Source organism: Duganella alba, assembly GCF_009674495.1.
GTDB classification, from domain to species: domain Bacteria; phylum Pseudomonadota; class Gammaproteobacteria; order Burkholderiales; family Burkholderiaceae_D; genus Rugamonas; species Rugamonas alba.
In genome coordinates this window covers 238,176-260,244 of record NZ_WKJN01000006.1, presented here as the reverse complement: position 1 = coordinate 260,244, position 22,069 = coordinate 238,176, and the positions used below count along the sequence as shown (strand labels likewise).

Sequence of the window (22,069 nt, the reverse complement as noted above, 5' to 3'; positions counted from 1 at the left end):
TGGAATGATGGAAAATACTCCCACTCTACCCCAGCAAACCTGCGGAAGCGACCAATCATGCCGTCCGATGCCGCCAGTACGTTAGATAGATCGCTTTTCATCAGCTAGTTTCCCTCTACAAAATGCGGTCCTGCGCCCTGATCGGCCAGTGCGTCACCGGCATTGCGTAACGGGCAGGCCTTCAGCGATAGGCATCCGCAGCCGATGCAGCCGTCCAGCTGATCGCGTAATTGCGTCAGTGTGGTGATGCGTTCTTCGAGTTCCTTTTTCCACGCCGCGGACAGGCGGCGCCAGTCGGCCACGGTGGGTGTGCGGCCGGATGGCAGCGCGTTGAGCGCCTGCGCGATGTCCGCCAGCGGCAGGCCGACGCGCTGCGCCACCTTGATGACGGCCAGCCGGCGTAACACCGAGCGCGCATAACGCCGCTGGTTTCCGCTGCTGCGCACGGAATGAATCAAGCCCTTGGCTTCATAAAAATGCAGCGCGGAGACGGCAACGCCGGCGCGTTCCGCCAGCTCGCCTACTCCGAGTATTTTCGGTGGAGTTGTCATCAAATATCCTTGACCTCAAGTTAAGTTGAGATTTTATAGTGTCTGCACATTCACCGCTCAAAGGACACCATGAAATTCATCAACCCTACCGGTTTATACGACCCGCGTCCCAATGGCTACAGCCACGTCGTCATCGTTGAAGCGCCCGCGCGCATCATCTACATTGCCGGCCAAGGCGGCGAAGACGAAAACGGCGTTCTGTGTGAAGACTTCACCACCCAAGTCCAGCAAGCGCTCGGCAACCTGCAAACCGCCGTGCAAGCTGCGGATGCAAACCTGTGGAACATCGCGAAAGTAACCGCGCTAATCGTCGACCATAGCGAAGAACGCCTGCACATCTTCAGCAGCGCCTTGCGCGCAGCGTGGGGCGAACACCCGGCGCCAGCTTGCACCCTGATCCCCGTATCTCGACTCGCGCTCGGCGGCATGCTGTTTGAAATTGAAGCGACCGTAATAGTCTAAGCAGGACCGACCGTCGTACCTTCCAGCAGGACTGGCTGCCACAGTTCATGCAGGTCGCTGGCGGGGGCGCCATCGGCCAGGGCCAGCAGCATTTCGACCATGCGGGCGCCGGCTTTGCGAGGGGATGGCTGGTCGATGGTGGTGACGTGGGCGCCGGCCAGCGTGTCGGCCATGCTGCCCCAGACGATGACGGAGATGTCTTTGCCGATCTCCACGCCCGCATCCAGCAGCGCCCGCACCGCACCGACGCCGGACAGGTGGTTGTCGACGATGACCGCCGTCGGACGCGGCGAGCAGCCCAGCAATTGCTGCATGGCCTGGTAGCCGCTGCGGCGGTCCAGCGTGTTATCGATCAGGTAGCGCGGATCGGCGTTCAAGCCTGCCGCCGACAAGACAGCGACAAAGCTGTCCTTGCGCTGCCGCGCGAAGTTCAGGTCCAGCGGCGCGCTGATGAGCGCCACGCGCTGGTGGCCCAATCCCAGCAAGCGCTCCATCGCGATGCGGATGCCTGCCTCATTGTCATAGTCGAACCACGCATACGGCGCATTGAGCTCCGTGCGTCCATGGGCGACAAAAGGGAATTTGACCTTGCTCAGAAAGGCGATGCGCTCGTCGCGCACCAGCGTGCGCCCAACCACCAGGCCATCGACGCGCCGTCCGCGCACGATCTGCTGGTACGCAGGCTGCTCCGCCGCCGGCGACACCGGCGCGATGATCAGGTTCTTGTTGACCTCTTCCAGCGCGGCCGACATGCCGGCCACCACGTCGAGGAACATCGGATCGCCCAGGTCCGTCGGCAGCAGCGGATAGATGATGCCGAAGACATTGGTGCGTCCCAGCGCCAGCGAACGCGCCATCGGATTCGGCTGGTAGCCAACCTCCTTGGCCGCCTTCAGCACCCGCTCCCGGGTGCGCACATTCACTTCGGGGTAACCGTTTAACGCCCGACTCACCGTCGTCTTGGACATGCCAAGGTGATTTGCGAGATGAGCGAGATTCATGGTCTAAAGTTTAATGTTGACCACTGATTATAGCGGTCGTGTCGAACTCCCCGCCACCGTCATCGACTGCCTTTTTGAAGAAATACAACATCACCAGCACAATGGTGATCGGCACCAGCGTCAGGTAGAACGCAAAGTGGCCGCTGAAGTTACCGAACACGTAGCCGGTGATCAGCGAGCCGGTGGTGCCGCCCAGTGCTGAAAAAATCACCAGCAGGCCGGTCATCGCCGAGTGCTGATTCTTCGGCAAAGAGCTCAGCATCACCGAGTTGATGCCGGGGTAGATCGGCGCCATGAACAGGCCTATCAGCGGGAACAAAAACGTCGCCAGCGGTGCGGTGGCCCAGGTGATGGACGGATCGGCCACCACGTCATGCGTCAGCGGCAGCGCCAGCAGCACCGTGGCGCCCATGCCCAGCACGCAGGCGTTCATCACGGGATACCAGTTCAATTTGCGCATCAACACGCCAGCCGACAGGCGTCCCACGGCCAGGCAGGCAGCAAAGATGCTGGTCACTTCCACGCTCATCGCCGCCGGCAGCTTGAGGATTTCGTTGTTAAACGTCGGCAGCCAGGTGCCGATGCTTTGTTCGATCAGCACATACAGGAAGGCGGTGATGATGAACACGCACACCAGCGGCTTGAAGAACAGCTTGAGCATCGCCGCGAAGTCCTGCGCAATGCCGCGCCCTTCCGGCAGCGCGGCATTGGATTCGTTGAACGGCGTGGACAGGATCAGCAGGAAAGTCGCCGCGCACAGCACCGCCAGCACCCAGTAGGTATGCAGCCAGCTTTGCGATTGCGGATCGTGCGAGTTGATGAAGTAGCCGAACACCCAGTAGGCGCTCAGCACACCGACCATGAAGAAGCCCTCCAGCAGGTTCATGGTGCTGGCATGCTGCTTGCGGTCGGCGGCGATCAGGCCAAGGGTGGAATACACCGACACCTTCACCAGCGCGAACGACACGCCGACGCAGAAGAACAAGGCCTTGGTGGTGGCGAACGACGGCAGCAGCGGCATCGCCACGCACGCGGCAGTGACGATGGCCAGGCCGATCAGCATCGCCTTCTTGTAGCCCACGCGCGGCAGGAAGGACGCCACCAGAAACGACACCACCGCGATCGGCAGATCCTTGAAGCCTTCCAGCACGCTGGCGGCGGACTTGCTCACGCCGTAGTTGCTGATCACTTGCAGGATCACCGTGCCGACGCTGTTGAGCAGAATGGCGAATACAAAGTAGATCAGGAATAGCGCGAATAATATTCTGTTGTTCTTCATGCTGCTTGTCTCCGGCGTTTTTTATTTTAGTAAGCGGCGAGGTTGAATTCTTTGAGACTTGTAATCACCACATCCGCTTCGGTCAGCACGAAGGGATGTCCTATCCCCAGCGCGAACATGCCTGCGGACTTGATAGCCGCCACACCGGCCACGGCGTCCTCCACGCCCAGGCAATCAGCCGGCGCCACGCCCAGTTCACGCGCGGCCTTCAGGAAGATTTCCGGGTCCGGCTTGCCGCGCGCGATGGTGGCCGCGTCGACCACGTAATCGAATTTATCGGTGATGCCCAGGCGCCCCAGCACCGTAAAGGCGTTCTTGCTCACCGATGCGAGGCCGATGCGCAGGCCGGCGCGACGCACCGCGTCCAGCGCCTCCACCGCGCCAGGCAGCAGATCCTTGGACGACATGGTGGCGATCAGCTCCTGATAATGCAGGTTTTTCGTGTCGGCCAGCGCCAGCTTCTCTTCCGGCGTGTACGTGCGCGATGACGAAGCCAGGATCAGGTCCAGGGAACCCATGCGGTCGATGCCCTTCAGATTCTCGTTGAACGCATGATCGAAATGCACGCCCTGCGATTCGGCCAGCTGCTTCCACGCCAGGTAGTGATAGTGGGCGGTATCGGTGATCACACCATCCAGATCGAATATGACTGCTTTAAAACGGCTCATACGAAACTCCTCGATTGCTTCGGTTGCGACAGGGTCAGCGCGACCGCTTCGCCGCCATGGGTAAAGTCCAGTACCTCGCCTTGCAGCAGGCGGTATTCCACCTGGCCCGGCTGCACGTGCACTTCCAGCAGCGCGCCGCGGAAGTGGATCTTGAAGGTGTAGTGCTGCCACTGCTTCGGCAGCTTAGGCGCGAAGTGCAGCTCGCCGCCCACCACACGCATGCCGGCGAAGCCGTAGGCCACGCCCATCCAGGTGCCGGCCATCGCCGCCGTGTGCACGCCGTAGTGCGTGTTGCCGTGCGTGTCGTCCAGGTCGAGACGCGCGGTCTCCATGAAGTAGTCGTAGGCCTTGTCCTCATAACCAACTTCCGCCGCGATAATGCTGAAGATGCAGGTGGACAGCGACGAATCGTGCGTGGTCACCGCCTCGTAGTAGTCGAAGTCGCGGCGCTTGTCGTCCAGCGAGAACTGGTCGCTGAGCAGCAGCGCCGCCAGCACCACGTCCGCCTGCTTGCACACCTGATGGCGGTAGATCACCATCGGATGATAGTTCAGCAGCAGCGGGTAGTTCTCCTTCGGCGTGTTGGCGAAGTCCCACACTTTCTTGGACAGGAAGCTGTCGTCCTGCGCGTGGATTTGCAGCGCGTCGTCGTATGGAAGATTCATCAGCGACGCGGCGCGGCGCCATGCGGCCGGCTCGTTGGCGTCCAGCGCCATGGCGGCGGCGATGCGCGCGAATTCGGTCGGCTCCTGCGCCTGCAACTGCTCGGCGATGGAAGCCGCGAAGTTCAGGTGCATCTGCGCCATCGCGTTGGTGTAGTAGTTGTTGTTGACCAGCGCCGTGTATTCGTCAGGACCGGTGACCTGGTTGATGCAGAAGCGTCCCTCGCGGTCGTAGGAACCGATGCCGGTCCAGATGCGCGCCGTTTCCATCACGATCTCGGCGCCGGCCTTGACCAGGTATTCCTGATCGTCGGTGGCTTCCATATAGGTCTTGATCGAGTAGGCGATATCGGCGTTGATGTGGTACTGCGCCGTCCCGGCCGGGAAGTAGGCCGAGCACTCCTCGCCGGCGATGGTGCGCCATGGGTACAGGGCGCCTTTGTCGTGCGACATCTGGCGCGCGCGTTCACGGGCTTTCGGCAGGCCGGCGTAGCGATACTCCAGCAGCTTGCGCGCGATCTCCGGCTTGGAATACAGGAAGAACGGGAAGATGTAGATTTCCGTGTCCCAGAAATAGTGACCTTCGTAGCCCTCGCCCGTCACGCCCTTGGCGGAGATGTTGGTCTTGCCGTCGCGGCCCACCGATTGCAGCAGGTGGAACTGGTTGAAGTGCATGCCCTGCTGAAGCGCGTCGTCACCGGCGATCTGCACGTCGGCCTGCTGCCAGAAGTCGGCCAGGTACTGTTCCTGCGCCATGCGCAGCTCGTCGAAACCTGCGGCCCTGGCGCTGGCCAGCGTGTCCTTGCTGCGCCACATCAGCTCTTTCGCCTCGTAGTCGCGCGACGAGTAGTAGCTGCCGTACTTGGTCAGCGTCAGCGACTGGCCGGCGTTCACCGCCAGCTCCCAGGTCTGCGTCAGGCGCTGGCCATCCTGCACGGTCACGGCCGGCAGATCGGCGCTGAGCACCGTCTCGGTCGCGCTGACCAGCGTGAAGCCGCTGTTGTGCGTCTTCTGCACCAGCGCCGAAAAGCCGTCCGCCTGCTCGCTGTCGATCATGTGCAGCGTCGGGCCGGAGATGGCCGAACCGACGCGTGGATCGTCGCCCGCTTCCAGGTTCTTCACCGCGCCGTCCAGCGCCGACACGAAACGCATGCGGCCGTCGAAGTTCAGCGACGTCACCGCGAACTCAATCGCGAACAGATGCTTGTTCTCGAAGCTGACCAGGCGGCGGCTCTGCACGCGCACGCTGCGGCCTTGCGGCGAAGTCCACTCAATCACGCGCGTCAGCAAACCGGTGCGGAAGTCCAACACGCGCTCGTAGTTCTGCACGGTGCCGGTCAGCGGATCGAAGCGCTCGTCGTCCAGCCACAGCTCGATGCCCTTGGCGTTCGGCACGTTCAGCATGAACTGGTTGACCTTGGCCAGGCCGTAGGCCGCTTCCGGATACTGGATCGGCTCCGATTCGTAGAAGCCATTCAGGTAAGTGCCGTCCAGCGAGGTGCCGGCCGGGCCGCTGTAGCCCTCCTCGCCGGTGCCGCGCAGGCCGATGTAGCCGTTGCCGAGTGCGAACAGCGTTTCGTCGAGGAAGTGGGAGTCGGTGTCAAAGCTGGTCTCGCGGATGCACCAGGCTTCAAGAGGATAAGTGTGTTCTTGCACAGCGAATTCCTTAGAAAAGCGATTCAAAGCGGTTTGAATTTCAAAATACGCCGTTTTTTGAGGTGTTTTTGGCGATTTCGGGAAAAACTAGGTCTGGCGTACCATCAGCGTGGTCGGCAGCATTTCAGAAGCGACCGGGTGGCCTTCGATCAGGCCCAACATCTTTTTGGCCAACAACACGCCGCCGTCGCGCAGATACTGGTGCACGCTGGTCAGCGGCGGCACGAAACTGGCCGCGCCGGGCGTATCGTCGTAGCCGATGACGGAGACATTCTCCGGCACCCGCAAATTCTTCTCGGCCAGCGCGCGGATCGCGCCCATGGCCAGCAAATCGCTGGCGGCAAACACGCCGTCGAACGTGGCGCCCTTCTTCTTCAGCAGCGACGAGATGCTGTCGAAGCCGGCCTCGAAGGTGAAGGCCTTGGGACGGATGATGTGCACCGTCGCCATGCCGCCCATGGCGTCGATAAAGCCGGCGCAGCGTTCCTGCACCTCGGCGTGGTCGACGTCGCCCAGGAACACCAGCTTCTGCCGGCCCTGGGAAATAAAGCGCTCGGCCGCGCTGATGCCGCCCTTGCGGTTGTCCGAGCCGACCACGATGTAGTCGGTGTCGGCTTCCGGCGCGCCCCACACCACCAGCGGCATGGCGGTCTGCTGCAAGGCGCGCACCGCCTCGCCGTGCGAGCCCTGGCCCAGCAGGATCAAACCGTCGGCGCCCTGCACCGGCGCCGTGTTCATCAACTGCTTCGAGGTCAGCACCACGCTGTAACCGGCCGTGGTCAGCTCCTGCGTAATGCCGCCCAACAGCTCCAGCGGGTACGGATCGGACATCGGCCGGCCACGCACGGGTGTCATTTCTACAACAACCGCCACCGAATAACTGCGGCCCATGCGCAGGTTGCGCGCACTGACGTTGAAGCGATAGCCCTGCTGCTCGGCCAGCGCGCGGATCTTTTCGCGCGTCTCGGGCGTGACCAGGGGACTGTCGCGCAACGCCCGCGAGACCGTGATCTTGGAGACGCCGGCCAGCTTGGCCAGATCTTCCATCGTCAGCGTGGTGGCTACAGTCTTCTTTGCGGGCATCGTTGTTATAGAGGTAAAAAAGCGGAAGTGCGGACGCATTATGACAGAAATTTTTCGTTTGTCGCGAAAAATGACATCGATAACATTTCAATTGACATCGATAACATTTCTTGTTTCAATGGCTAAATCGGCGATGGCGGAACGCTGTCTCCGGAAGACGACACATCCTATAAGAAAGAAGAGACACGATGAAAAATCCGTTCCTGCCATCGGCCATCGCGGCCGCCGTCCTGATCCTTGTGAACCAAAGCGCTGCCCAGGCCCAGACCGCCGAAGCCCCCGCCGCCGAGCCGTCCAAGGAAGTATCCAAAGAAATCCAGCAAGTCGTGGTGACCGGCGTGGCGTCGGCGCGCGGCGTGCGCAAGGTCGATTCGGCCTTCTCGATCACCACCGCCAACGAAGAACAACTGAAGCAGGCCGCGCCAAGCAGCACCGCCGACATCATGAAACTGGTGCCGGGCGTGTATGCGGAATCGACCGGCGGCCAGTCCGGCGCCAACATCGAGGTGCGCGGCTTCCCGTCGGGCAGCGATTCGCCGTTTGTGTCGGTGCAGATGATGGGCAATCCGATCTTCCCGCCGCCAACGCTGTCGTTCTTTGAAGGCTCGTCGGCCTTCCGCCTGGACGACACGGTCGAGCGCGTCGAAGTGCTGCGCGGCGGCCCCTCGACCATCTGGTCCAACGGCCAGCCCGGCGCCACCATGAACTTCATCCTGAAAGAAGGCACGGACACGCCGGAAGGCACGGTACGCTTCACCACCGGCACCGGCAGCCTGCGCCGCGTCGACATGTACTACGGCGGCAAGATCAGCGACGGCTGGTACGGCTCGGTCGGCGGCTTCTACCGCAAGACCGATGGCGTGCGCGACGCCGGCTTCCCTGCCGACGACGGCCACCAGATCACCGCCACGCTGACGCGCAACCTCGACCAAGGCAAGCTGACCCTGTACGCGCGCAGCACCGACGACAAGAACGCCTTCTACACCGGCGTGCCGCTGATCTCCAGCAACGGTGGCCGCACCATCAGCGCCTTCCCCGGCTTCGATCCGCTGACCGGCACGCTGATGAGCGGCGAAATGCGCAACTTCACCATCGAAGCCGGCCCTGGCAAAACGCTGACCAAGGACCTCGGCGACGGCCGCGGCCTGAAAGCCACGGTATTCGGCGCCAACTTCGACCAGAAGATCGGCGACTGGAGCGTATCGAACAAGTTCAACAGCTTTGACGGCGACCTCAACACCATCGCCATGTTCACCGGCAACAATCCGCTGTCGATGAGCGACTACATCAGCCAGGCGATCGCCTCGGCCAACAGCAATCCGGCGCTGGTCGCGGCGGCCGGCGGCGTGGCGACTTCGGGCACCGCGTCGTATGTGCACGGCGGCGCCGTGGCCGGCAACCAGCAGGTGGTGCAGGCCGGCCTGTGGGCGGTGGAAAAACAACTGAAATCGTTCACCGACGAACTGCGCGTCAGCAAGGAACTGTTCAAGGGCAACACGATTACCGTCGGCGGCTACTTTGCCGACTACTCGTCGCATGACGTCTGGTATCTGGGCAACAGCCACCTGATGACGGCCCAGCCACAAGCCAGTCTGATCAACGTCACCCTGAACAACGGCGTGGTCGTGTCGAAAAACGGCACCGACGGCCCGGTCAACTACGCGCCGGTGGCGTCGTATGACGGCCGCAACACGGCCGGCTTCGTGTCGGACGAGTGGCAGATCAACGACAAGATCAAGGTCGATGCCGGCATCCGCCACGAGCAGCAGAAGATCAGCGGCACCATCTCCAACCTGAGCTCCGGCGATACCGATGGCAATCTGCTGACCGTCTACAACAACGGCACCTCGATGCCGAACGGTTCCAACACCTACCTGAGCCGTACCGACAGCGCCAACTCGTTCACGCTGGGCGGCAACTACAAGCTGGCGGCCAACAGCTCGGTGTTCGTGCGCGCCAACCGTGGTCACACCTTCGTGTCGTTTGACGATATCCGCGGCGCCGGCACGCAAGCTGGCGCCAACGACCGCAGCGTATTGCCTACGCCGAAAGTCAGCCAGTACGAAATCGGCTTCAAGACGGCAACGCAGCTCTACACCGCGTACATCAACGCCTTCCACACGGATTTCGACGGCATCGCCTTCACCCAGATCCTCACCGACGGCACCGAGCTGCACCGCATCAGCGGCTCCAAGGGCAACGGCCTGGAATTTGAGCTGGCGGTACGCCCGATCGAAAACCTGCAACTGTCGCTGACCGGCGATTACCAGAAGTCCGAGTACAAGGACAATCCTGACACCGCCGGCAAAGTCGTGCAGCGCCAGCCGAAGCTGCAATTCCGCTTCACGCCGACCTACCGCATTCCTTTCGGCGAAGGCAACTCGGCCAAGCTGTATGCCACCTACACCTCAATCGGCGAACGCTGGGCGGATCAGCTGAACACGCAATACCTGCCTTCCTACCGCACGGTGGACGCGGGCGTGCTGTTCTCGCTGGGTGAAAAAATCGAAGTGCGCCTGGCTGGCACCAACCTCAACAACGAGTTGGGCCTGACCGAAGGCAACTCGCGCCTGACCACCGGCGGCACAGGTCCGATCAACGCGCGTCCGCTGTTTGGCCGCACCTGGGAAGCGTCGCTGCTGTACCGTTTCTAAACATTACCCCACACGCTTTAGCCACGGCATCAGCGTCACCACTTAAGGGTCGTGCGGGGCAAAAAAGGCAAGGCGCTGTCAGCCTTGCCTTTTTCTATTTCATGGTCTAATCTACAATAGTTTAGCTCGACTATAGAGGAAGGCTGTGGCGTCACTTTCGTCCATCAACGCACTACAAGCATCGGTTGTACAGGCTGAAAGGCAGGTACAGCGGGATCAGGTGCGCGTCAGCGAGGACGCGGACCGGCTGGACGCCAGCCGCGATCAGCTGGACAAGGACAAACAGACGTTGGCGGCTAACCAGCGCGACAGCAACCAGGCCACGCAATCAGCACAAAAGCCGCTGCCCACCGTCAACCTCACCCGCGCCATAGAAAATCCGCCGCGCTCGGAACAGCAGCTGCCGGCGGATCTGGTCGCCCCCAAGCCTCAGGTCAATACGCTGGGGCAGACCATCGGCAAGTTCATCAACATCACCGCCTGATCAGGCACGTGCTGCCTCAGCGGCGGCTTCCTGCTGCGCCAGCGGCTCCCACCATTTGGTTTCCGCATGCGGCTGGAGAATATCCAGCGGCAGACCGATTTCCGGCGTGGCGATCGGCAGGCGGCGCTCTTCCGCCAGCTGGGTGATGCGGTCGAACGGATCGTGCCACGCATGCAGCGACAGATCGAACGTACCGTTGTGAATCGGCAGCAGCACCTTGCCCTGCAAATCGATGTGCGCCTGCAAGGATTCCTCCGGCTGCATGTGCACGTCCGGCCATTGCGGGTCGTAGGCGCCGGTTTCCACCATGGTCAGGTCGAACGGGCCGTAGCGGCGGCCAATCTCTTTAAAACCGTCGAAATAGCCGCTATCGCCGCTGAAAAAGATCCGGACATCGCGGTCCTCGATCACGAACGAGGCCCACAAGGTCTTGTTGCGGTCGCTCAGGCCACGGCCGGAAAAATGCTGCGCCGGCGTCGCCACCAGCTTGAGGCCGGCCACGAAGGTGCTCTGCCACCAGCTCAACTGCTGCACCTTCTTGGCCGGGATGCCCCAGGCAATCAGGCGGTCGCCCACGCCCAGCGTGGTGATGAAATGCTCGGTCTTGGCGGCCAGCTTTTTCACCGCCGCGTAATCCAGGTGATCGTAATGGTCGTGCGACAGGATCACGCCCTTGATCGGCGGCAGGTCGTCGATACTGATCGGCGGCTTGTGGAAACGCTGCGGCCCGGCCCACTGCACCGGCGACGCGCGCTCGGAAAACACCGGATCGGTCAGCCAGAAATTGCCATTGAGCTTGAGCAGTACCGTCGAGTGGCCGAGACGGAACAGGCTGCGATCCGGAGCATCCAATAACTGCTGCTGCGTGATCGCGTGAACGGGAATCGGGAGCGTGGGCACCGTGTCTTTCGGCTTGTCGAAAGCGAAGCGCAGCATGATGCCCAGCGACTTAAAGAAGCCCATCTTGTGCATCTTGACCGGATTGCGGAAACGGCCGTCGCGCGAACGCGGCGCGGTCGGCACAGACAAGGTGTCCAGGCTATCTACGGCAGATGGAAACGTCATGATGGCACTCCTGCGATTTAAAATGTACACTACACAGTGTAGTTACTATTTTTGGAAAAGTAAACTAGCCGGTGTAAAATAAAGCCATGAACGCGCCCCTCAAACTTACCGACCGCAAGCGCCAGGCCATTGTCGAAGCGGCCATTGCCGAATTCCGCTCGACTGGCTTCGAATCGACCAGCATGGACAAGATCGCGGCCACCGCCGGGGTGTCCAAGCGCACCGTCTACAACCACTTCCCCAGTAAAGACGAACTGTTCGCGCAAATATTGCATGAGTTATGGGTAAGTATTGCGTCCTCGCCGCCGGCGCCCTACGACCCGGCCGCGCCGCTGCGCGCACAATTGCTGGATTTGCTGAATAAAAAGATGGAAACGCTGCAGGACGGCTACTTCCTCGACCTGGCGCGGGTCGCCATCGCCGAAGCCATCCACTCGCCCGAGCGGGCGCAGGAAATGGTGGCGCGCTTGAGCGTGAAGGAAGAAGCCGTCACCGCCTGGCTGCGCGCCGCGCAGGCCGACGGCAAGCTGACCAAAGCCGATCCGGTGCTGGCCTCGCAGATGCTGCAAGGGAATCTGAAAACCTTCGCGTTCTGGCCGCAGGTCACGCTGAACCAGCCGCCGCTGGATGCGGCAACGCAGCGCAAGGTGGTCGACGCCACCGTCGATATGTTCCTGGCCTACGCGAACGCCACCGAGTAAATCGGCGGCAGGTGGGCGGAAATCGTCTGCCACTGCCCGCCGCCGTCCTCCGACACCCAGGCGCCGCCGGTGGTCGATCCCATCAGCAGTATCTGCCCGTCATCGCTGACCGCCAGCCCGTGACGGTACACCAGGTCATAGCAATGCTCATGCGGCAGCCCGCCGCGCCAGGCGGTGAAGTGCCGGCCGCCGTCGGTGGTGCGCGTGACCGCCAGCGATCCGTGCGGCGGAATGCGCCGGCTGTCCGCCTCGGCCGGCACAAACCACGCCGTCTCGCCGTCCTGCGGATGCACGGCGGTGACAAAACCGAAATTCGACACCGGCGCCGCCGGCGTCACTTCGGTCCACAGCGCGCCGTTGTCGACACTGCGCCAGATGCCGTTGTGATGCTGGCACCACAGCTTGTCCGGCTCGCCCGCGCAGCGCACGATGCGGTGCGGATCCTGGATCGCCTCCGATTCCGCCAGTTCCGGCGGCATGTAGCTGGCGACCATGCCCCGGGCCCGCAGCGCCCAGCTGGCGCCGCCATCGTCGGTCAGCCAGGCGCCGCCGCAGGACACGCCCACCAGCACCGCGTTGCTGTCGCGCGGATCGACGCAGATGCTGTGGATGCCCGGCACGTCGTAGCCGCCGCCCATCCACTGCGCGCGCTCCGGCACGTTCCACAAGCCGTCCACCAGCCGCCAGCTGTCGCCGCGATCATCCGAGCGGAACAAGCCGCCCGGCAGCGTGCCGGCCCACAGCACGCCCGGCTGGTCCGGCCCACCGGCCGCCAGCGACCAGATCATCTTCACTTTCCACTCGACCGCATCGTCGCTGTCGACAGGCTTTTCGGGAAAGGCCGGCGCCGCCACCTCGACCCAGTCGTTGCTGCCGGCGTCGCGCCGGTGCAGCTTGGCGCCGAAATGGCCCAGGTGCAGCGCCGCATACAGCGTGCCGTCGCGCCGGTCCGGCAGCACCATCGACACCGGGTCGCCAAGGAAGTGCTGCTGGTCCAGCCGCCACGACTCGTGCGTGCGGAACACTTCGAACAGTCCCTTGCGGGTGGCGATGTAGGCGCGGTCGGACATGGTCAGCCTCCTGAGAGAGCTTGCAATATGTAGACTTGGGAATGCGGCGCGAGTTCGTCATCGAGCCGGCGGGCGTCGCGCGCGCGGCGGCCGTCGACAAAGATGACGACGTTCTCGCGCAGATGGCCCTGCTCGTCGAGCACGTAGCCACGCAAGCGTGGGTGATCGCCAAAGCACGCGTCCAGGGCGGTGCGAAGATCGGCCGCATCGGTCTCCACCTGCGGCACGGTCATGAAGCGCCCTAATTGTTGTGTGAAGATGAGCTGCGCCATGCGCACTGATTCTATGCCGATTGGCGCTAAAATGAAATCGCCGCCACTATTGGAGTCCTGCATGTCGATTACGCCGCAAGAACTGGAACTGCTGATGCAGGAAGTGGAGAAGGAAGACCCGATCGATTTTGCCGACCTGCCGTTCGAGGAAGAAGACCTGCGTGGCCTGATCGCCAATCACCTGTGCGAGATGGCCGACGCGATGGAAAGCTTCAGCGACGAGGACAAGCATCTGACGCTGCTGGCCGTGGCGGCCAAGCTGGTGCTGGAAAACATGGTGCTCAACATCCAGCTGCTGCGCCGCCACGGCGTGCCGCTCAGCGACACCACGGAGGCGCTGTTGCAGCGCCTCCGCAAGGGTTAAGCCGCGCGCGGGAAGTCGATCTCGGTCACATTCACGCGGTTGAACAGGTTGGTGAAGGTAATCGAGGTGATCGCCAGCAGCGTGTCGACGATCTGCGCATCGCTGTAGCCTGCCGCCTTGACGGCCGCCACCACCTCGGCAGGCACATCGCCGCTGGTGGTCACCAGACTGTGCGCAAACGTGGCCAGCGCATTCAGGCGCGCATCGCCGCTGTCCTGGCCGTAACGCACGGCTTTGATCGCATCAGCGCTCAGGCCGGCCTTGCCGCCGATCATGGTGTGCGCGGCCAGGCAGTAATCACATTGCGCATCCTGGCTGACGGCCAGCTTGACCACTTCGATTTCTTTCGCGCTCAGGCTGGTTTTACGCAGTGCGCCATCCAGGGTCAGCGCGGCTTCCAGTGCGACCGGGCTATTGCTGCCGATGCCCACATAGGCGTTCGGCACCATGCCGATGGCGCCCTTGATGGCGGTGAACAGTTGGGCAGCTTGGCCGGTGGCTTCCGAGACAGGTTGGGTGAACAGACGGGACATGATGTGTTTCCTTTCAAAGTCGGTTGGTATGGGAAACAGTCTATGCCTTACGGCTGCGCTGATGAATACCTCAAATGCTCTATAATTTGCTCTATCGTCTCAGCCATACATTATGGATTCACTCAGCCACCTGCTCTCCCTCTATCCCGTGCAAACCGCGCTGGACATCCGCTGCCGCTTCGGCGCGCCCTGGGTGCTGGACCACCCGGGCACGCCGCGCGGCGTCGCTCCCTATCACCTGATCGTGCACGGCGAAGCGCAGGTTGACGGCCAGATGCTGCAAACCGGCGACATCATCGTCTTCCCGCACGGCCACGCGCACCAGCTGCACATCGGCGATCCGGCCCAGGCCTCGCCGATGCACGGCACGCCCGGCCTGCTGCGCTTCGAAACCAACGACGGCGCAGGCCCGCAAACCGACATCCTGTGCGGCGAGTTCCGCTTCGACGCCGACGGCAGCGCCGGCCTGCTGGCCGCCCTGCCGCCGGTGCTGGTGGTGCACACCGCCGGCCGCCCCGATGCGCAAAGCCTGCGCCACCTGCTGCGCATGCTGCAGGAAGAAGCGGAAACACCGCGCGGCGGCTCGGCCGCCATCATCCGCCAGCTGGCGTCGGCGCTGTTTGCGCTGCTGATCCGCACCTGGCTGGAACAGGCGCTGACGGTGCCCGGCCTGTTCGGCGTGCTGGCCGAACGGCGCCTGCAAGCCGCCATCAACGGCATGCTGACCGCGCCGGAAAAACCGTGGACGCTGGAAGATCTGGCCGAGGCCAGCCACATGTCGCGCGCCACCTTCGCGCGCCTGTTCAAGCAGGCCGCCAACGCCACGCCGGCCGACGTGCTGGCCCAGCTGCGCATGGCGCGCGCCGCCCGCTTGCTGGACGACGGCCAGTCCGCCGGCGCCGTCGGCGAAGCGGTCGGCTACCAGTCGGAAGCGGCGTTCAACCGCGCCTTCAAGCGTCAGTACGGGGTGGGACCGGGAGCTTACCGGCGGCGGGCGCCAGAATAGTCAGATCGGTTTCGGCGATGGCGACACAGGGCAGGATGTAGCCCTCGCGTTTTTCGTCCGGACTCAAGCCCGGCCAGTCGATCTTGTAGCGCACCGCGCCGCTGGTGGACAGGCAGATGCAGGTGCGGCAGGTGCCGTTGCGGCATGAACTGGGCAGGCGGATGCCGGCGCGCTCGGCCGCCTGCAGCACCGTCTCCGGCGCGTCCGCGTCAAACCGCCATCCCTGCCCTGCCAGCGTTACCGTGTGCCCCATGCCTGCCGTCCATGTCGCCTGTCGAAGGCGACATCATATCAAGCCTGCAGTTGCAGCGGCGGCTTGCCGCTGACCGGCGGCCGCGACGGCTGCCCGCCCGGCGCGCGGCGCGCCGTCTTCGCCGCATGCTGCAGCTTGAACACCGCCATCGCCTGCGACACGCAGCGCGCCTGCTGCGCCAGGTTGCCGGCGGCGGCGGCGGCCTGCTCCACCAGCGCCGCGTTCTGCTGCGTGATGTCGTCGATCTTGATCACCGCTTCGTTGACCTGGCCGATGCCGCTGCTCTGCTCGCGCGTGGAATCGGAAATCTCGCCCATCACCTTGGACACGCGCGCCACCGATTCGATCACCTCGCTCATGGTGACGCCGGCGCTGTTGGTCAGCGCGGTGCCGGCCTGCACTTTCTGGATCGAGGTATCGATCAGCGCCTTGATTTCCTTGGCCGCCGTGGCCGAGCGCTGCGCCAGTCCGCGCACCTCGCTGGCGACGACGGCAAAGCCGCGTCCCTGCTCGCCGGCGCGCGCCGCCTCCACCGCCGCGTTCAGCGCCAGGATGTTGGTCTGGAACGCGATGCCGTCGATCAGGCCGATGATGTCAAGGATCTTGTTGGACGAGGCGCTGATGTCGCCCATCGTCACCACCACCTGCGACACGATGCTGCCGCCCTGCGTCGCCACTTCGCGCGCGCGCTCGGCCAGCTGGTTGGCGCTGGCGACGTTGGTGGCGCTCTGCTGCACGGTGGCGGTCAGCTGCTCCATGCTGGACGCGGTCTGCTGCAGGCTGGACGCCTGCGATTCGGTACGGCCCGACAAATCCATATTGCCATCGGCGATTTCGTCGGTGGACACGGTGATCTGGTCGAAGTTGGCGCGCACGTCGCCGATGATGCTGTGCAGGTTGATGTTGGTCTGCCGCAGCGCCGCCAGCAACTGGCCCACTTCATCGTCGCGCTGGACGTCGATCGACGCGGTCAGGTCGCCGCCCGCCATCATGCGCGCCGCCCTGGTGGCCTGGCGCAACGGCAGCGCCACGTTCACATACAGGTTGCGGCCGAAGGCCAGCATGCCGGCCATCGCCACCACGGCGGCCCAGCCCAGCCAGCCGTGCGCCCTGGCGGCGGTGGCGTCGTCCATCACCAGCAGAGCCAGCGCCAGCACCGCCAGCACGCCCACCAGCAAGGTGGTGGCGGCCGCGATCTGCGCCGGCAGCGATGCCGTGGTCATGGCTTTCAGCCGCGCGAAGACGCCGGTCGACACCGCGCGCCCCTTGACGATGCGCAGGTGGCGCGGATTGCCGGCCTTGATTTCGCGGTACAGCCCATCGGCCTCGCGCACCTGCTCGCGCGACGGCTTGGTGCGCACCGACAGGTAGCCGACCGGCTTGCCGTTCTCGATCACCGGCGTGATGTTGGCCAGCACCCAGTAGAAGTCGCCATTCTTGCAGCGGTTCTTCACCAGCCCGGTCCACGGCGTGCCGTCCTTGATGGTGCGCCACAAGTCGGCAAACGCTTCGACCGGCATGTCCGGATGGCGCACCAGGTTTTGCGGTGCGCCCAGCAGCTCTTCTTCCGTGAAGCCGCTCACCTCGATGAAATACGGGTTAGCGTAATTGATGTTGCCCTGCAAATCAGTACTGGAGACGATGGTTTTGCCATCCTCCATGATGTATTCGTTTTGCGTAACCGGGCTGTTGACTCGCATGACCGCTCCTCCGATGGGATTTGAGGTCAAGAATAAGAGCATTTCCCGCGTGGGAAAATCACCAATTGTCGCATTGCGCACAATTTTTTTATGTGCTACAACAGCCCGCTAGTCCGGCTTGAAGTTCTGCCCCAGCGACATTGGCTTGTTCAGCAAGATTGTCTGCGGATTGCGGCAGATAATCACTAGCACCACGATAGTCGCGACATACGGCAGCATCGACAAAAACTCCGACGGTATCGCCAGCCCCATGCCCTGGCCGTGGAACTGCAGTACCGTCACGCCGCCGAACAGATAGGCGCCCACCAGCACGCCGCGCGGCTTCCACGTCGCGAACACCACCTGCGCCAGCGCGATCCAGCCGCGTCCCGCCGTCATGCCTTCCACCCACATCGGCGTCAGCGCCAGCGACAGATAGGCGCCGCCCAGACCGGCCAGCGCGCCGCCGAACAGCACCGTGCCATACCGCAGGCCGATGACGTTGAAACCGATGGCGTGCGCGCTGTGCGGCGACTCGCCCACCGCGCGGATGACCAGGCCAAGCCGCGTGCGCGCCAGCACCCAGCCGATCACCAGCACCAGCAGCACCGACGCATAGGTCATCGCATCAAAGCGGAACAGCAGCGGCCCGACAAACGGCAGGTCCGACAGCACAGGGAAATGCAGGTTGGGCATGCGCTCCACCGTCTGCCCGACAAAGCCCTGGCCGATGAAGGCGGAAGCGCCGATACCGAACAAGGTCAGGGCCAGACCGGTGGCCACCTGATTGGTTTGCAGCGTCAGCACCAGAAAGCCGAAGATCAGCGACATCAGCATGCCCGCCGCCGCCGCCGCCAGCAGACCGAGTGTCATGCTGCCGGTGCCGAGCGTGACGCCGAAGCCGACCACCGCGCCGACCAGCATCATGCCCTCCATGCCGAGATTGAGCACGCCGGACCGTTCGGTCACCAGTTCGCCCATCGACGCCACCACCAGCGGCGTGGCCGCGCCGGCGGTGCTGGCGAGGAAGGCGATCAACAATTCCGTGGTCATCATGCTGCGACTCCTACCGCGCGCTTGTGCGGCTTGATGCGATAGTGGATGAACAGGTCCGCCGCCAGCAGATAAAACAGCAGCAGCCCCTGGAAGATGCCGGTGATGGCGGACGGCGCCTGCAACTCGATCTGCGCCGTTTCGCCGCCGATGTACAGCAGCGACATCAACAGCGCCGACAGCACAACGCCCAGCGGATGCAAACGCCCCACATACGCGACGATGATGGCGGCAAAGCCATAGCCCGGCGACACCGACGGCTGCAACTGCCCCAGCGGTCCTGCCACTTCGCCGACGCCGGCGATGCCGGCCAGCGCGCCGCTGACCATGAACGCCAGCCACACATTACGCGGTTCGCTGAAGCCGGCGTACAGCGCCGCCGCCGGCGCCATGCCGCTGACCTGCATGCGGTAGCCGGCAAACGTATGCTGGCAGAAGAACCATGCCGCACCGGCGGCCAGCAGCGACAGGATGAACGCCGCGTTCACGCGCAAGCCTTCCACCAGCAGCGGCAAGGTGGCCGAGTCGCTGAACATCTTCGACTGCGGGAAGTTGAAGCCGGCCGGGTCGCGCATCGGCCCGTGCACCAGATAGCTCAGCAAGTGATACGCCACGTACACCAGCATCAGGCTGACGAGAATCTCGCTGGTGTTGAAGCGCGTGCGCAGCAGCGCGGGAATCGCCGCCCACAGCATGCCGCCCACCGCGCCGGCCAGCAGCATCAGCGGCAGCACCCACCACGCCTGCACGTCGTCGAAGTACAGCGCCACGGCGCCGGCGGCAATCGCGCCGATGGTCAGCTGGCCGTCGGCGCCGATGTTGTTGACGTTGGCGCGGAAGCCGATCGCCAGGCCCACGCCGCACAGGATCAGCGGCGTCGCCTTCAGCAGCAGCTCGCCCACGCCGTACAAGGTGGTCCATGGTTTGACGAAGTACACGTAGAACGCATGCAGCGGCTCCTGGCCGATGAAGAAGAACAACAGCGAGCCGGTGAACAGCATGGCCGCCGCTGCGATCAGCGGCGACGCCAGCATCATGCGGCGCGATGGTTCGGGACGTCGTTCAAGCCTGGACATAATCTGGAGCTCCCTGGTAATCGAAATCGCCGCTCATCCAGACGCCGATTTCATTGATGCTGGTGGTGGCGGCCGGCACCGCGCGCGACAGGCGGCCATCGGCCAGCACGGCGATGCGGTCGCTCATCATGAACAATTCGTCGAGCTCCTCGGACAGCACCAGCACCGCCACGCCCTGGTCGCGCATGTCGATGATGGCCTGGCGGATCAGCATGGCCGCGCCGACGTCGACGCCCCAGGTGGGCTGGGCGAAAATCATCACCTTCGGCCCGAGCATGATCTCGCGACCGACGATGAATTTTTGCAGATTGCCACCCGACAGACTGGCCGCCGCCGACAGGTCGCCGCCGCACTTCACCTTGAAGCGGGTGATGACCCGGTGCGCAAACAAGCGCACCGTGGCGCGCTGGATCAGGCCTTGTTTGACCATGCCGGTCTTCGCGGCGGGCACGTAGCCGGTCAGCAGCGCGTTGTCCGCCAGCGACAACTCGGGCGCCGCGCCGCGTCCCAGCCGCTCCTCCGGCACGAAGCCGAGACCCAGCTGGCGGCGCTGCGCCGCGTTCAGCGCGCCCACGTCCTGCTGGCCGAGGCGGATGGTGCCTTCGCGCAGATGCAGCGTGCGTTCACCGGAGATGGCCTTCAGCAGCTCCTGCTGGCCGTTGCCGGAAATGCCGGCGATGCCGACGATCTCGCCGCTGCGCAGCGACAGGCTGATGTCCTTCAGCCGCGTGCCGAAGGGATCCGCGCTTTGCACATTCAGCCGGTCCAGCGTCAGCAGCACTTCGCCCGGCTCGCGCGGCGTGTTGACGCACACCGGCAGCTCGCGGCCGATCATCAGTTCCGCCAGCGACTTCGCGCTTTCCTCCTTCGGCAGCGCGGTGCCAGACACGCGCCCGGCGCGCAGCACCGTGGCCTTGTCGCACAGCGACTGGATTTCATCTAGCTTGTGGCTGATATACAGGATGCTGACGCCTTCCGCCGCCAGGCGGCGCAGCGACTCGAACAGCTTGAGCACCGCGTCCGGCGTCAGCACCGACGTCGGTTCATCCATGATCAGCAGCTTGGGCGATTGCAGCAGGCAACGCACGATCTCCACCCGCTGCCGTTCGCCGACCGACATGCTGTGCACCAGCCGCTGCGGATCGAGCGGCAGGCCATATTGTTCGGACACCTGCTTGATACGTGGCGCCAGCGCCGCCGGCGACACCTTGTCGTCCAGCGCCAGGGCGATGTTCTCGGCCACCGTCAGCGTCTCGAACAGGGCGAAGTGCTGGAACACCATGCCGATGCCCAGCTTGCGCGCGTCGTGCGGCGAATGGATATGCACCTGGCGGCCTTCCCACATGATCTGGCCGTCGTCCGGCTTGACCACGCCGTAGATGATCTTCATCAGCGTGCTCTTGCCGGCGCCGTTCTCGCCCAGCACGGCGTGGATCTCGCCGGGCATCACGGTCAGGTTCACGTCGGCGTTGGCCACCACCGAGGGATAAATCTTGGAGATGCCGAGCATCTGCAAGCGCGGTTCAGTCATCGGCGCGTTCCCTTCATCGTATACAAATCAGATACCGCAGCAGACGCAATTAGCGTGCCACGCGCGCCGTGCGGCATCTGCGCTATTTTGGCGGCGCCCTGCACCAAAGAGGGATGCTGTACATCCCAAAAGCGTGCACAGCGTGTGCACAACTTTGTATACGACTTAGCACGCTTCCTGCTTTATAGCGGATAGCATCACTGACAATGGGAGCCATCAATGCCTGACAAGCGCAAAGCCGATCAAGCTGTCGTCAAGCGCGGTACCACCGCCATCGACATGCGCATTTACAAAGCGGTAGTCAATGCCGTCATGAGTCACCGCCTGCCACCCGGAACCCACCTGGGCGAGGCGGATTTCTGCGAGCTGTATGACGTCAGCCGCACCACCGTGCGCAAGGCGCTGCAACGCCTGGCGCACGATCACATCATCGAGCTGCGGCCCAATCGCGGCGCGGTGATCGCCTCGCCCACGCCGCAGGAAGCGCGCGACATTTTCGCCGCGCGGCGTGCCGTGGAACGCGAGATCGTGCCGCTGGTGATACAGCACGCCACGCCGGAATCGCTGAAGCAGATCCGCGCAGCCCTGGCGGCGGAAGATGCGGCGCGCCGCAGCGGCGACCGCGCCGGCTGGATACGACTGGGCGGCGAGTTCCATCTGCTGCTGGCGCAACTGGCCGGCAACCACGTGCTGCAGCGCTTCATGGCGGAACTGGTGTCGCGCTGCTCGCTGATCATCGCCCTCTATGAAACGCCCGGCAGCGCCATGTGCGAGAACGATGAACACCAGGATCTGGTCACGCTGATCGAGCAGGGAAAAGTGAAGGAAGCCACGCACCTGATCGAACATCACCTGCTGGAAATCGAAGCGCGCCTGCGGCTGGCGGAGCAGGACAAGAAAGTTAATCTAGCCGAAGCGTTGTCAGGTTTTTAAATAGTTGGCCCCGAACTGGCCCGTATATTGCTA

General features: G+C 63.5%; 22 protein-coding genes. 7 read left to right on the top strand and 15 right to left on the bottom strand.

Going from position 1 to position 22,069, the window contains the following annotated elements; all coding sequences use genetic code 11:
• Window positions 1-104 precede the first annotated feature (104 nt).
• Window positions 105-551, bottom strand: a complete 447-nt coding sequence (gene soxR / locus GJ695_RS08560; RefSeq protein WP_154363786.1) for a redox-sensitive transcriptional activator SoxR — start codon at window positions 549-551, stop codon at window positions 105-107.
• A gap of 69 nt (window positions 552-620) precedes the next feature.
• Between soxR and GJ695_RS08555 the strand changes: the two genes are divergently transcribed.
• Window positions 621-1,013, top strand: a complete 393-nt coding sequence (locus GJ695_RS08555; protein WP_154363784.1) for a RidA family protein — start codon at window positions 621-623, stop codon at window positions 1,011-1,013.
• Here the strand turns inward: GJ695_RS08555 and GJ695_RS08550 are convergent.
• The 5 genes from GJ695_RS08550 to GJ695_RS08530 form a co-directional block, all read right to left on the bottom strand.
• Window positions 1,010-2,014 carry a substrate-binding domain-containing protein gene (locus GJ695_RS08550; protein WP_154363782.1) on the bottom strand — a complete coding sequence of 335 codons (1,005 nt, stop codon included), beginning with the start codon at window positions 2,012-2,014 and terminating at the stop codon, window positions 1,010-1,012. The two genes, GJ695_RS08555 and GJ695_RS08550, sit on opposite strands and share 4 nt — an antisense overlap.
• 10 nt (window positions 2,015-2,024) lie before the next feature.
• A complete protein-coding gene (locus GJ695_RS08545) occupies window positions 2,025-3,293 on the bottom strand; it encodes an MFS transporter (RefSeq protein WP_154363780.1) in 1,269 nt (422 codons plus the stop codon).
• A 26-nt stretch (window positions 3,294-3,319) separates the two neighbouring features.
• Window positions 3,320-3,961 carry a beta-phosphoglucomutase gene (gene pgmB, locus GJ695_RS08540; protein WP_154363778.1) on the bottom strand — a complete coding sequence of 214 codons (642 nt, stop codon included), beginning with the start codon at window positions 3,959-3,961 and terminating at the stop codon, window positions 3,320-3,322.
• On the bottom strand, window positions 3,958-6,279 hold the full coding sequence (locus tag GJ695_RS08535; protein WP_371866512.1) for a glycoside hydrolase family 65 protein: 2,322 nt from the start codon (window positions 6,277-6,279) through the stop codon (window positions 3,958-3,960). Before GJ695_RS08535 ends, pgmB begins: the two co-directional genes overlap by 4 nt.
• 87 nt (window positions 6,280-6,366) lie before the next feature.
• Window positions 6,367-7,362: a LacI family DNA-binding transcriptional regulator gene (locus tag GJ695_RS08530; RefSeq protein ID WP_154363774.1), complete on the bottom strand. Its 996-nt coding sequence runs from the start codon at window positions 7,360-7,362 to the stop codon at window positions 6,367-6,369.
• A gap of 188 nt (window positions 7,363-7,550) precedes the next feature.
• Between GJ695_RS08530 and GJ695_RS08525 the strand changes: the two genes are divergently transcribed.
• Together GJ695_RS08525 and GJ695_RS08520 are read left to right on the top strand one after the other, a co-directional pair.
• Window positions 7,551-10,016 (top strand): TonB-dependent receptor, encoded by a 2,466-nt coding sequence (locus GJ695_RS08525; RefSeq protein ID WP_154363772.1) that lies wholly within the window; start codon window positions 7,551-7,553, stop codon window positions 10,014-10,016.
• Window positions 10,017-10,236: 220 nt separating this feature from the next.
• Window positions 10,237-10,500 carry a hypothetical protein gene (locus GJ695_RS08520; protein ID WP_371866510.1) on the top strand — a complete coding sequence of 88 codons (264 nt, stop codon included), beginning with the start codon at window positions 10,237-10,239 and terminating at the stop codon, window positions 10,498-10,500.
• Here the strand turns inward: GJ695_RS08520 and GJ695_RS08515 are convergent, their stop codons facing one another.
• The gene (locus GJ695_RS08515; protein WP_154363770.1) at window positions 10,501-11,565 is read right to left on the bottom strand and encodes an MBL fold metallo-hydrolase; all 1,065 of its coding nucleotides are present in this window, start codon (window positions 11,563-11,565) and stop codon (window positions 10,501-10,503) included. It abuts the gene before it with no gap.
• 86 nt (window positions 11,566-11,651) lie between these two features.
• Between GJ695_RS08515 and GJ695_RS08510 the strand changes: the two genes are divergently transcribed.
• Window positions 11,652-12,266 carry a TetR/AcrR family transcriptional regulator gene (locus GJ695_RS08510; RefSeq protein WP_154363768.1) on the top strand — a complete coding sequence of 205 codons (615 nt, stop codon included), beginning with the start codon at window positions 11,652-11,654 and terminating at the stop codon, window positions 12,264-12,266.
• Here the strand turns inward: GJ695_RS08510 and GJ695_RS08505 are convergent.
• Window positions 12,245-13,336: a WD40/YVTN/BNR-like repeat-containing protein gene (locus GJ695_RS08505; protein ID WP_154363766.1), complete on the bottom strand. Its 1,092-nt coding sequence runs from the start codon at window positions 13,334-13,336 to the stop codon at window positions 12,245-12,247. The two genes, GJ695_RS08510 and GJ695_RS08505, sit on opposite strands and share 22 nt — an antisense overlap.
• Window positions 13,337-13,338: 2 nt before the next feature.
• The gene (locus tag GJ695_RS08500) at window positions 13,339-13,608 is read right to left on the bottom strand and encodes a MoaD/ThiS family protein (protein WP_154363764.1); all 270 of its coding nucleotides are present in this window, start codon (window positions 13,606-13,608) and stop codon (window positions 13,339-13,341) included.
• A 61-nt stretch (window positions 13,609-13,669) separates the two neighbouring features.
• Between GJ695_RS08500 and GJ695_RS08495 the strand changes: the two genes are divergently transcribed.
• Window positions 13,670-13,972, top strand: a complete 303-nt coding sequence (locus tag GJ695_RS08495; RefSeq protein ID WP_154363762.1) for a hypothetical protein — start codon at window positions 13,670-13,672, stop codon at window positions 13,970-13,972.
• Here GJ695_RS08495 and GJ695_RS08490 read toward each other — a convergent pair.
• Complete coding sequence (locus GJ695_RS08490; RefSeq protein WP_154363760.1) at window positions 13,969-14,505, bottom strand: carboxymuconolactone decarboxylase family protein; 537 nt, start codon at window positions 14,503-14,505, stop codon at window positions 13,969-13,971. The two genes, GJ695_RS08495 and GJ695_RS08490, sit on opposite strands and share 4 nt — an antisense overlap.
• 112 nt (window positions 14,506-14,617) lie before the next feature.
• On the opposite strand from GJ695_RS08490, the gene GJ695_RS08485 reads away from it, so the two are divergent.
• A complete protein-coding gene (locus GJ695_RS08485; protein ID WP_154363758.1) occupies window positions 14,618-15,511 on the top strand; it encodes an AraC family transcriptional regulator in 894 nt (297 codons plus the stop codon).
• On the opposite strand, the gene GJ695_RS08480 is transcribed toward GJ695_RS08485, so the two are convergent.
• From GJ695_RS08480 to GJ695_RS08460, 5 genes are all read right to left on the bottom strand, one after another.
• Window positions 15,456-15,764: a 2Fe-2S iron-sulfur cluster-binding protein gene (locus tag GJ695_RS08480; RefSeq protein WP_154363756.1), complete on the bottom strand. Its 309-nt coding sequence runs from the start codon at window positions 15,762-15,764 to the stop codon at window positions 15,456-15,458. The two genes, GJ695_RS08485 and GJ695_RS08480, sit on opposite strands and share 56 nt — an antisense overlap.
• A 38-nt stretch (window positions 15,765-15,802) precedes the next feature.
• The gene (locus GJ695_RS08475; protein WP_154363753.1) at window positions 15,803-17,464 is read right to left on the bottom strand and encodes a methyl-accepting chemotaxis protein; all 1,662 of its coding nucleotides are present in this window, start codon (window positions 17,462-17,464) and stop codon (window positions 15,803-15,805) included.
• A gap of 108 nt (window positions 17,465-17,572) precedes the next feature.
• Window positions 17,573-18,499 (bottom strand): ABC transporter permease, encoded by a 927-nt coding sequence (locus GJ695_RS08470; RefSeq protein ID WP_154363751.1) that lies wholly within the window; start codon window positions 18,497-18,499, stop codon window positions 17,573-17,575.
• Window positions 18,496-19,572 (bottom strand): ABC transporter permease, encoded by a 1,077-nt coding sequence (locus tag GJ695_RS08465; RefSeq protein WP_166455018.1) that lies wholly within the window; start codon window positions 19,570-19,572, stop codon window positions 18,496-18,498. The genes GJ695_RS08470 and GJ695_RS08465 overlap by 4 nt, the downstream gene beginning before the upstream one ends.
• The gene (locus tag GJ695_RS08460) at window positions 19,559-21,103 is read right to left on the bottom strand and encodes an ABC transporter ATP-binding protein (protein ID WP_154363749.1); all 1,545 of its coding nucleotides are present in this window, start codon (window positions 21,101-21,103) and stop codon (window positions 19,559-19,561) included. The genes GJ695_RS08465 and GJ695_RS08460 overlap by 14 nt, the downstream gene beginning before the upstream one ends.
• 219 nt (window positions 21,104-21,322) lie before the next feature.
• On the opposite strand from GJ695_RS08460, the gene GJ695_RS08455 reads away from it, so the two are divergent.
• Entirely contained in the window at window positions 21,323-22,036 is a 714-nt protein-coding gene (locus GJ695_RS08455; RefSeq protein WP_154363747.1) for a GntR family transcriptional regulator, read from the top strand.
• The last annotated feature ends 33 nt before the right edge of the window (window positions 22,037-22,069 follow it).

What these genes read in the sequence shown, in the direction of transcription:
- GJ695_RS08545 (WP_154363780.1), bottom strand. Translation starts at nt 3,293, where the DNA reads ATGAAGAACAACAGAATATTATTCGCGCTATTCCTGATCTACTTTGTA.
- GJ695_RS08500 (WP_154363764.1), bottom strand. Translation starts at nt 13,608, where the DNA reads ATGGCGCAGCTCATCTTCACACAACAATTAGGGCGCTTCATGACCGTG.
- GJ695_RS08515 (WP_154363770.1), bottom strand. Translation starts at nt 11,565, where the DNA reads ATGACGTTTCCATCTGCCGTAGATAGCCTGGACACCTTGTCTGTGCCG.
- pgmB (WP_154363778.1), bottom strand. Translation starts at nt 3,961, where the DNA reads ATGAGCCGTTTTAAAGCAGTCATATTCGATCTGGATGGTGTGATCACC.
- GJ695_RS08505 (WP_154363766.1), bottom strand. Translation starts at nt 13,336, where the DNA reads ATGTCCGACCGCGCCTACATCGCCACCCGCAAGGGACTGTTCGAAGTG.
- GJ695_RS08465 (WP_166455018.1), bottom strand. Translation starts at nt 19,572, where the DNA reads ATGTCCAGGCTTGAACGACGTCCCGAACCATCGCGCCGCATGATGCTG.
- GJ695_RS08485 (WP_154363758.1), top strand. Translation starts at nt 14,618, where the DNA reads ATGGATTCACTCAGCCACCTGCTCTCCCTCTATCCCGTGCAAACCGCG.
- GJ695_RS08460 (WP_154363749.1), bottom strand. Translation starts at nt 21,103, where the DNA reads ATGACTGAACCGCGCTTGCAGATGCTCGGCATCTCCAAGATTTATCCC.
- GJ695_RS08530 (WP_154363774.1), bottom strand. Translation starts at nt 7,362, where the DNA reads ATGCCCGCAAAGAAGACTGTAGCCACCACGCTGACGATGGAAGATCTG.
- GJ695_RS08550 (WP_154363782.1), bottom strand. Translation starts at nt 2,014, where the DNA reads ATGAATCTCGCTCATCTCGCAAATCACCTTGGCATGTCCAAGACGACG.
- GJ695_RS08495 (WP_154363762.1), top strand. Translation starts at nt 13,670, where the DNA reads ATGTCGATTACGCCGCAAGAACTGGAACTGCTGATGCAGGAAGTGGAG.
- GJ695_RS08555 (WP_154363784.1), top strand. Translation starts at nt 621, where the DNA reads ATGAAATTCATCAACCCTACCGGTTTATACGACCCGCGTCCCAATGGC.
- GJ695_RS08490 (WP_154363760.1), bottom strand. Translation starts at nt 14,505, where the DNA reads ATGTCCCGTCTGTTCACCCAACCTGTCTCGGAAGCCACCGGCCAAGCT.
- GJ695_RS08470 (WP_154363751.1), bottom strand. Translation starts at nt 18,499, where the DNA reads ATGATGACCACGGAATTGTTGATCGCCTTCCTCGCCAGCACCGCCGGC.
- GJ695_RS08480 (WP_154363756.1), bottom strand. Translation starts at nt 15,764, where the DNA reads ATGGGGCACACGGTAACGCTGGCAGGGCAGGGATGGCGGTTTGACGCG.
- GJ695_RS08525 (WP_154363772.1), top strand. Translation starts at nt 7,551, where the DNA reads ATGAAAAATCCGTTCCTGCCATCGGCCATCGCGGCCGCCGTCCTGATC.
- GJ695_RS08510 (WP_154363768.1), top strand. Translation starts at nt 11,652, where the DNA reads ATGAACGCGCCCCTCAAACTTACCGACCGCAAGCGCCAGGCCATTGTC.
- GJ695_RS08475 (WP_154363753.1), bottom strand. Translation starts at nt 17,464, where the DNA reads ATGCGAGTCAACAGCCCGGTTACGCAAAACGAATACATCATGGAGGAT.
- GJ695_RS08455 (WP_154363747.1), top strand. Translation starts at nt 21,323, where the DNA reads ATGCCTGACAAGCGCAAAGCCGATCAAGCTGTCGTCAAGCGCGGTACC.
- soxR (WP_154363786.1), bottom strand. Translation starts at nt 551, where the DNA reads ATGACAACTCCACCGAAAATACTCGGAGTAGGCGAGCTGGCGGAACGC.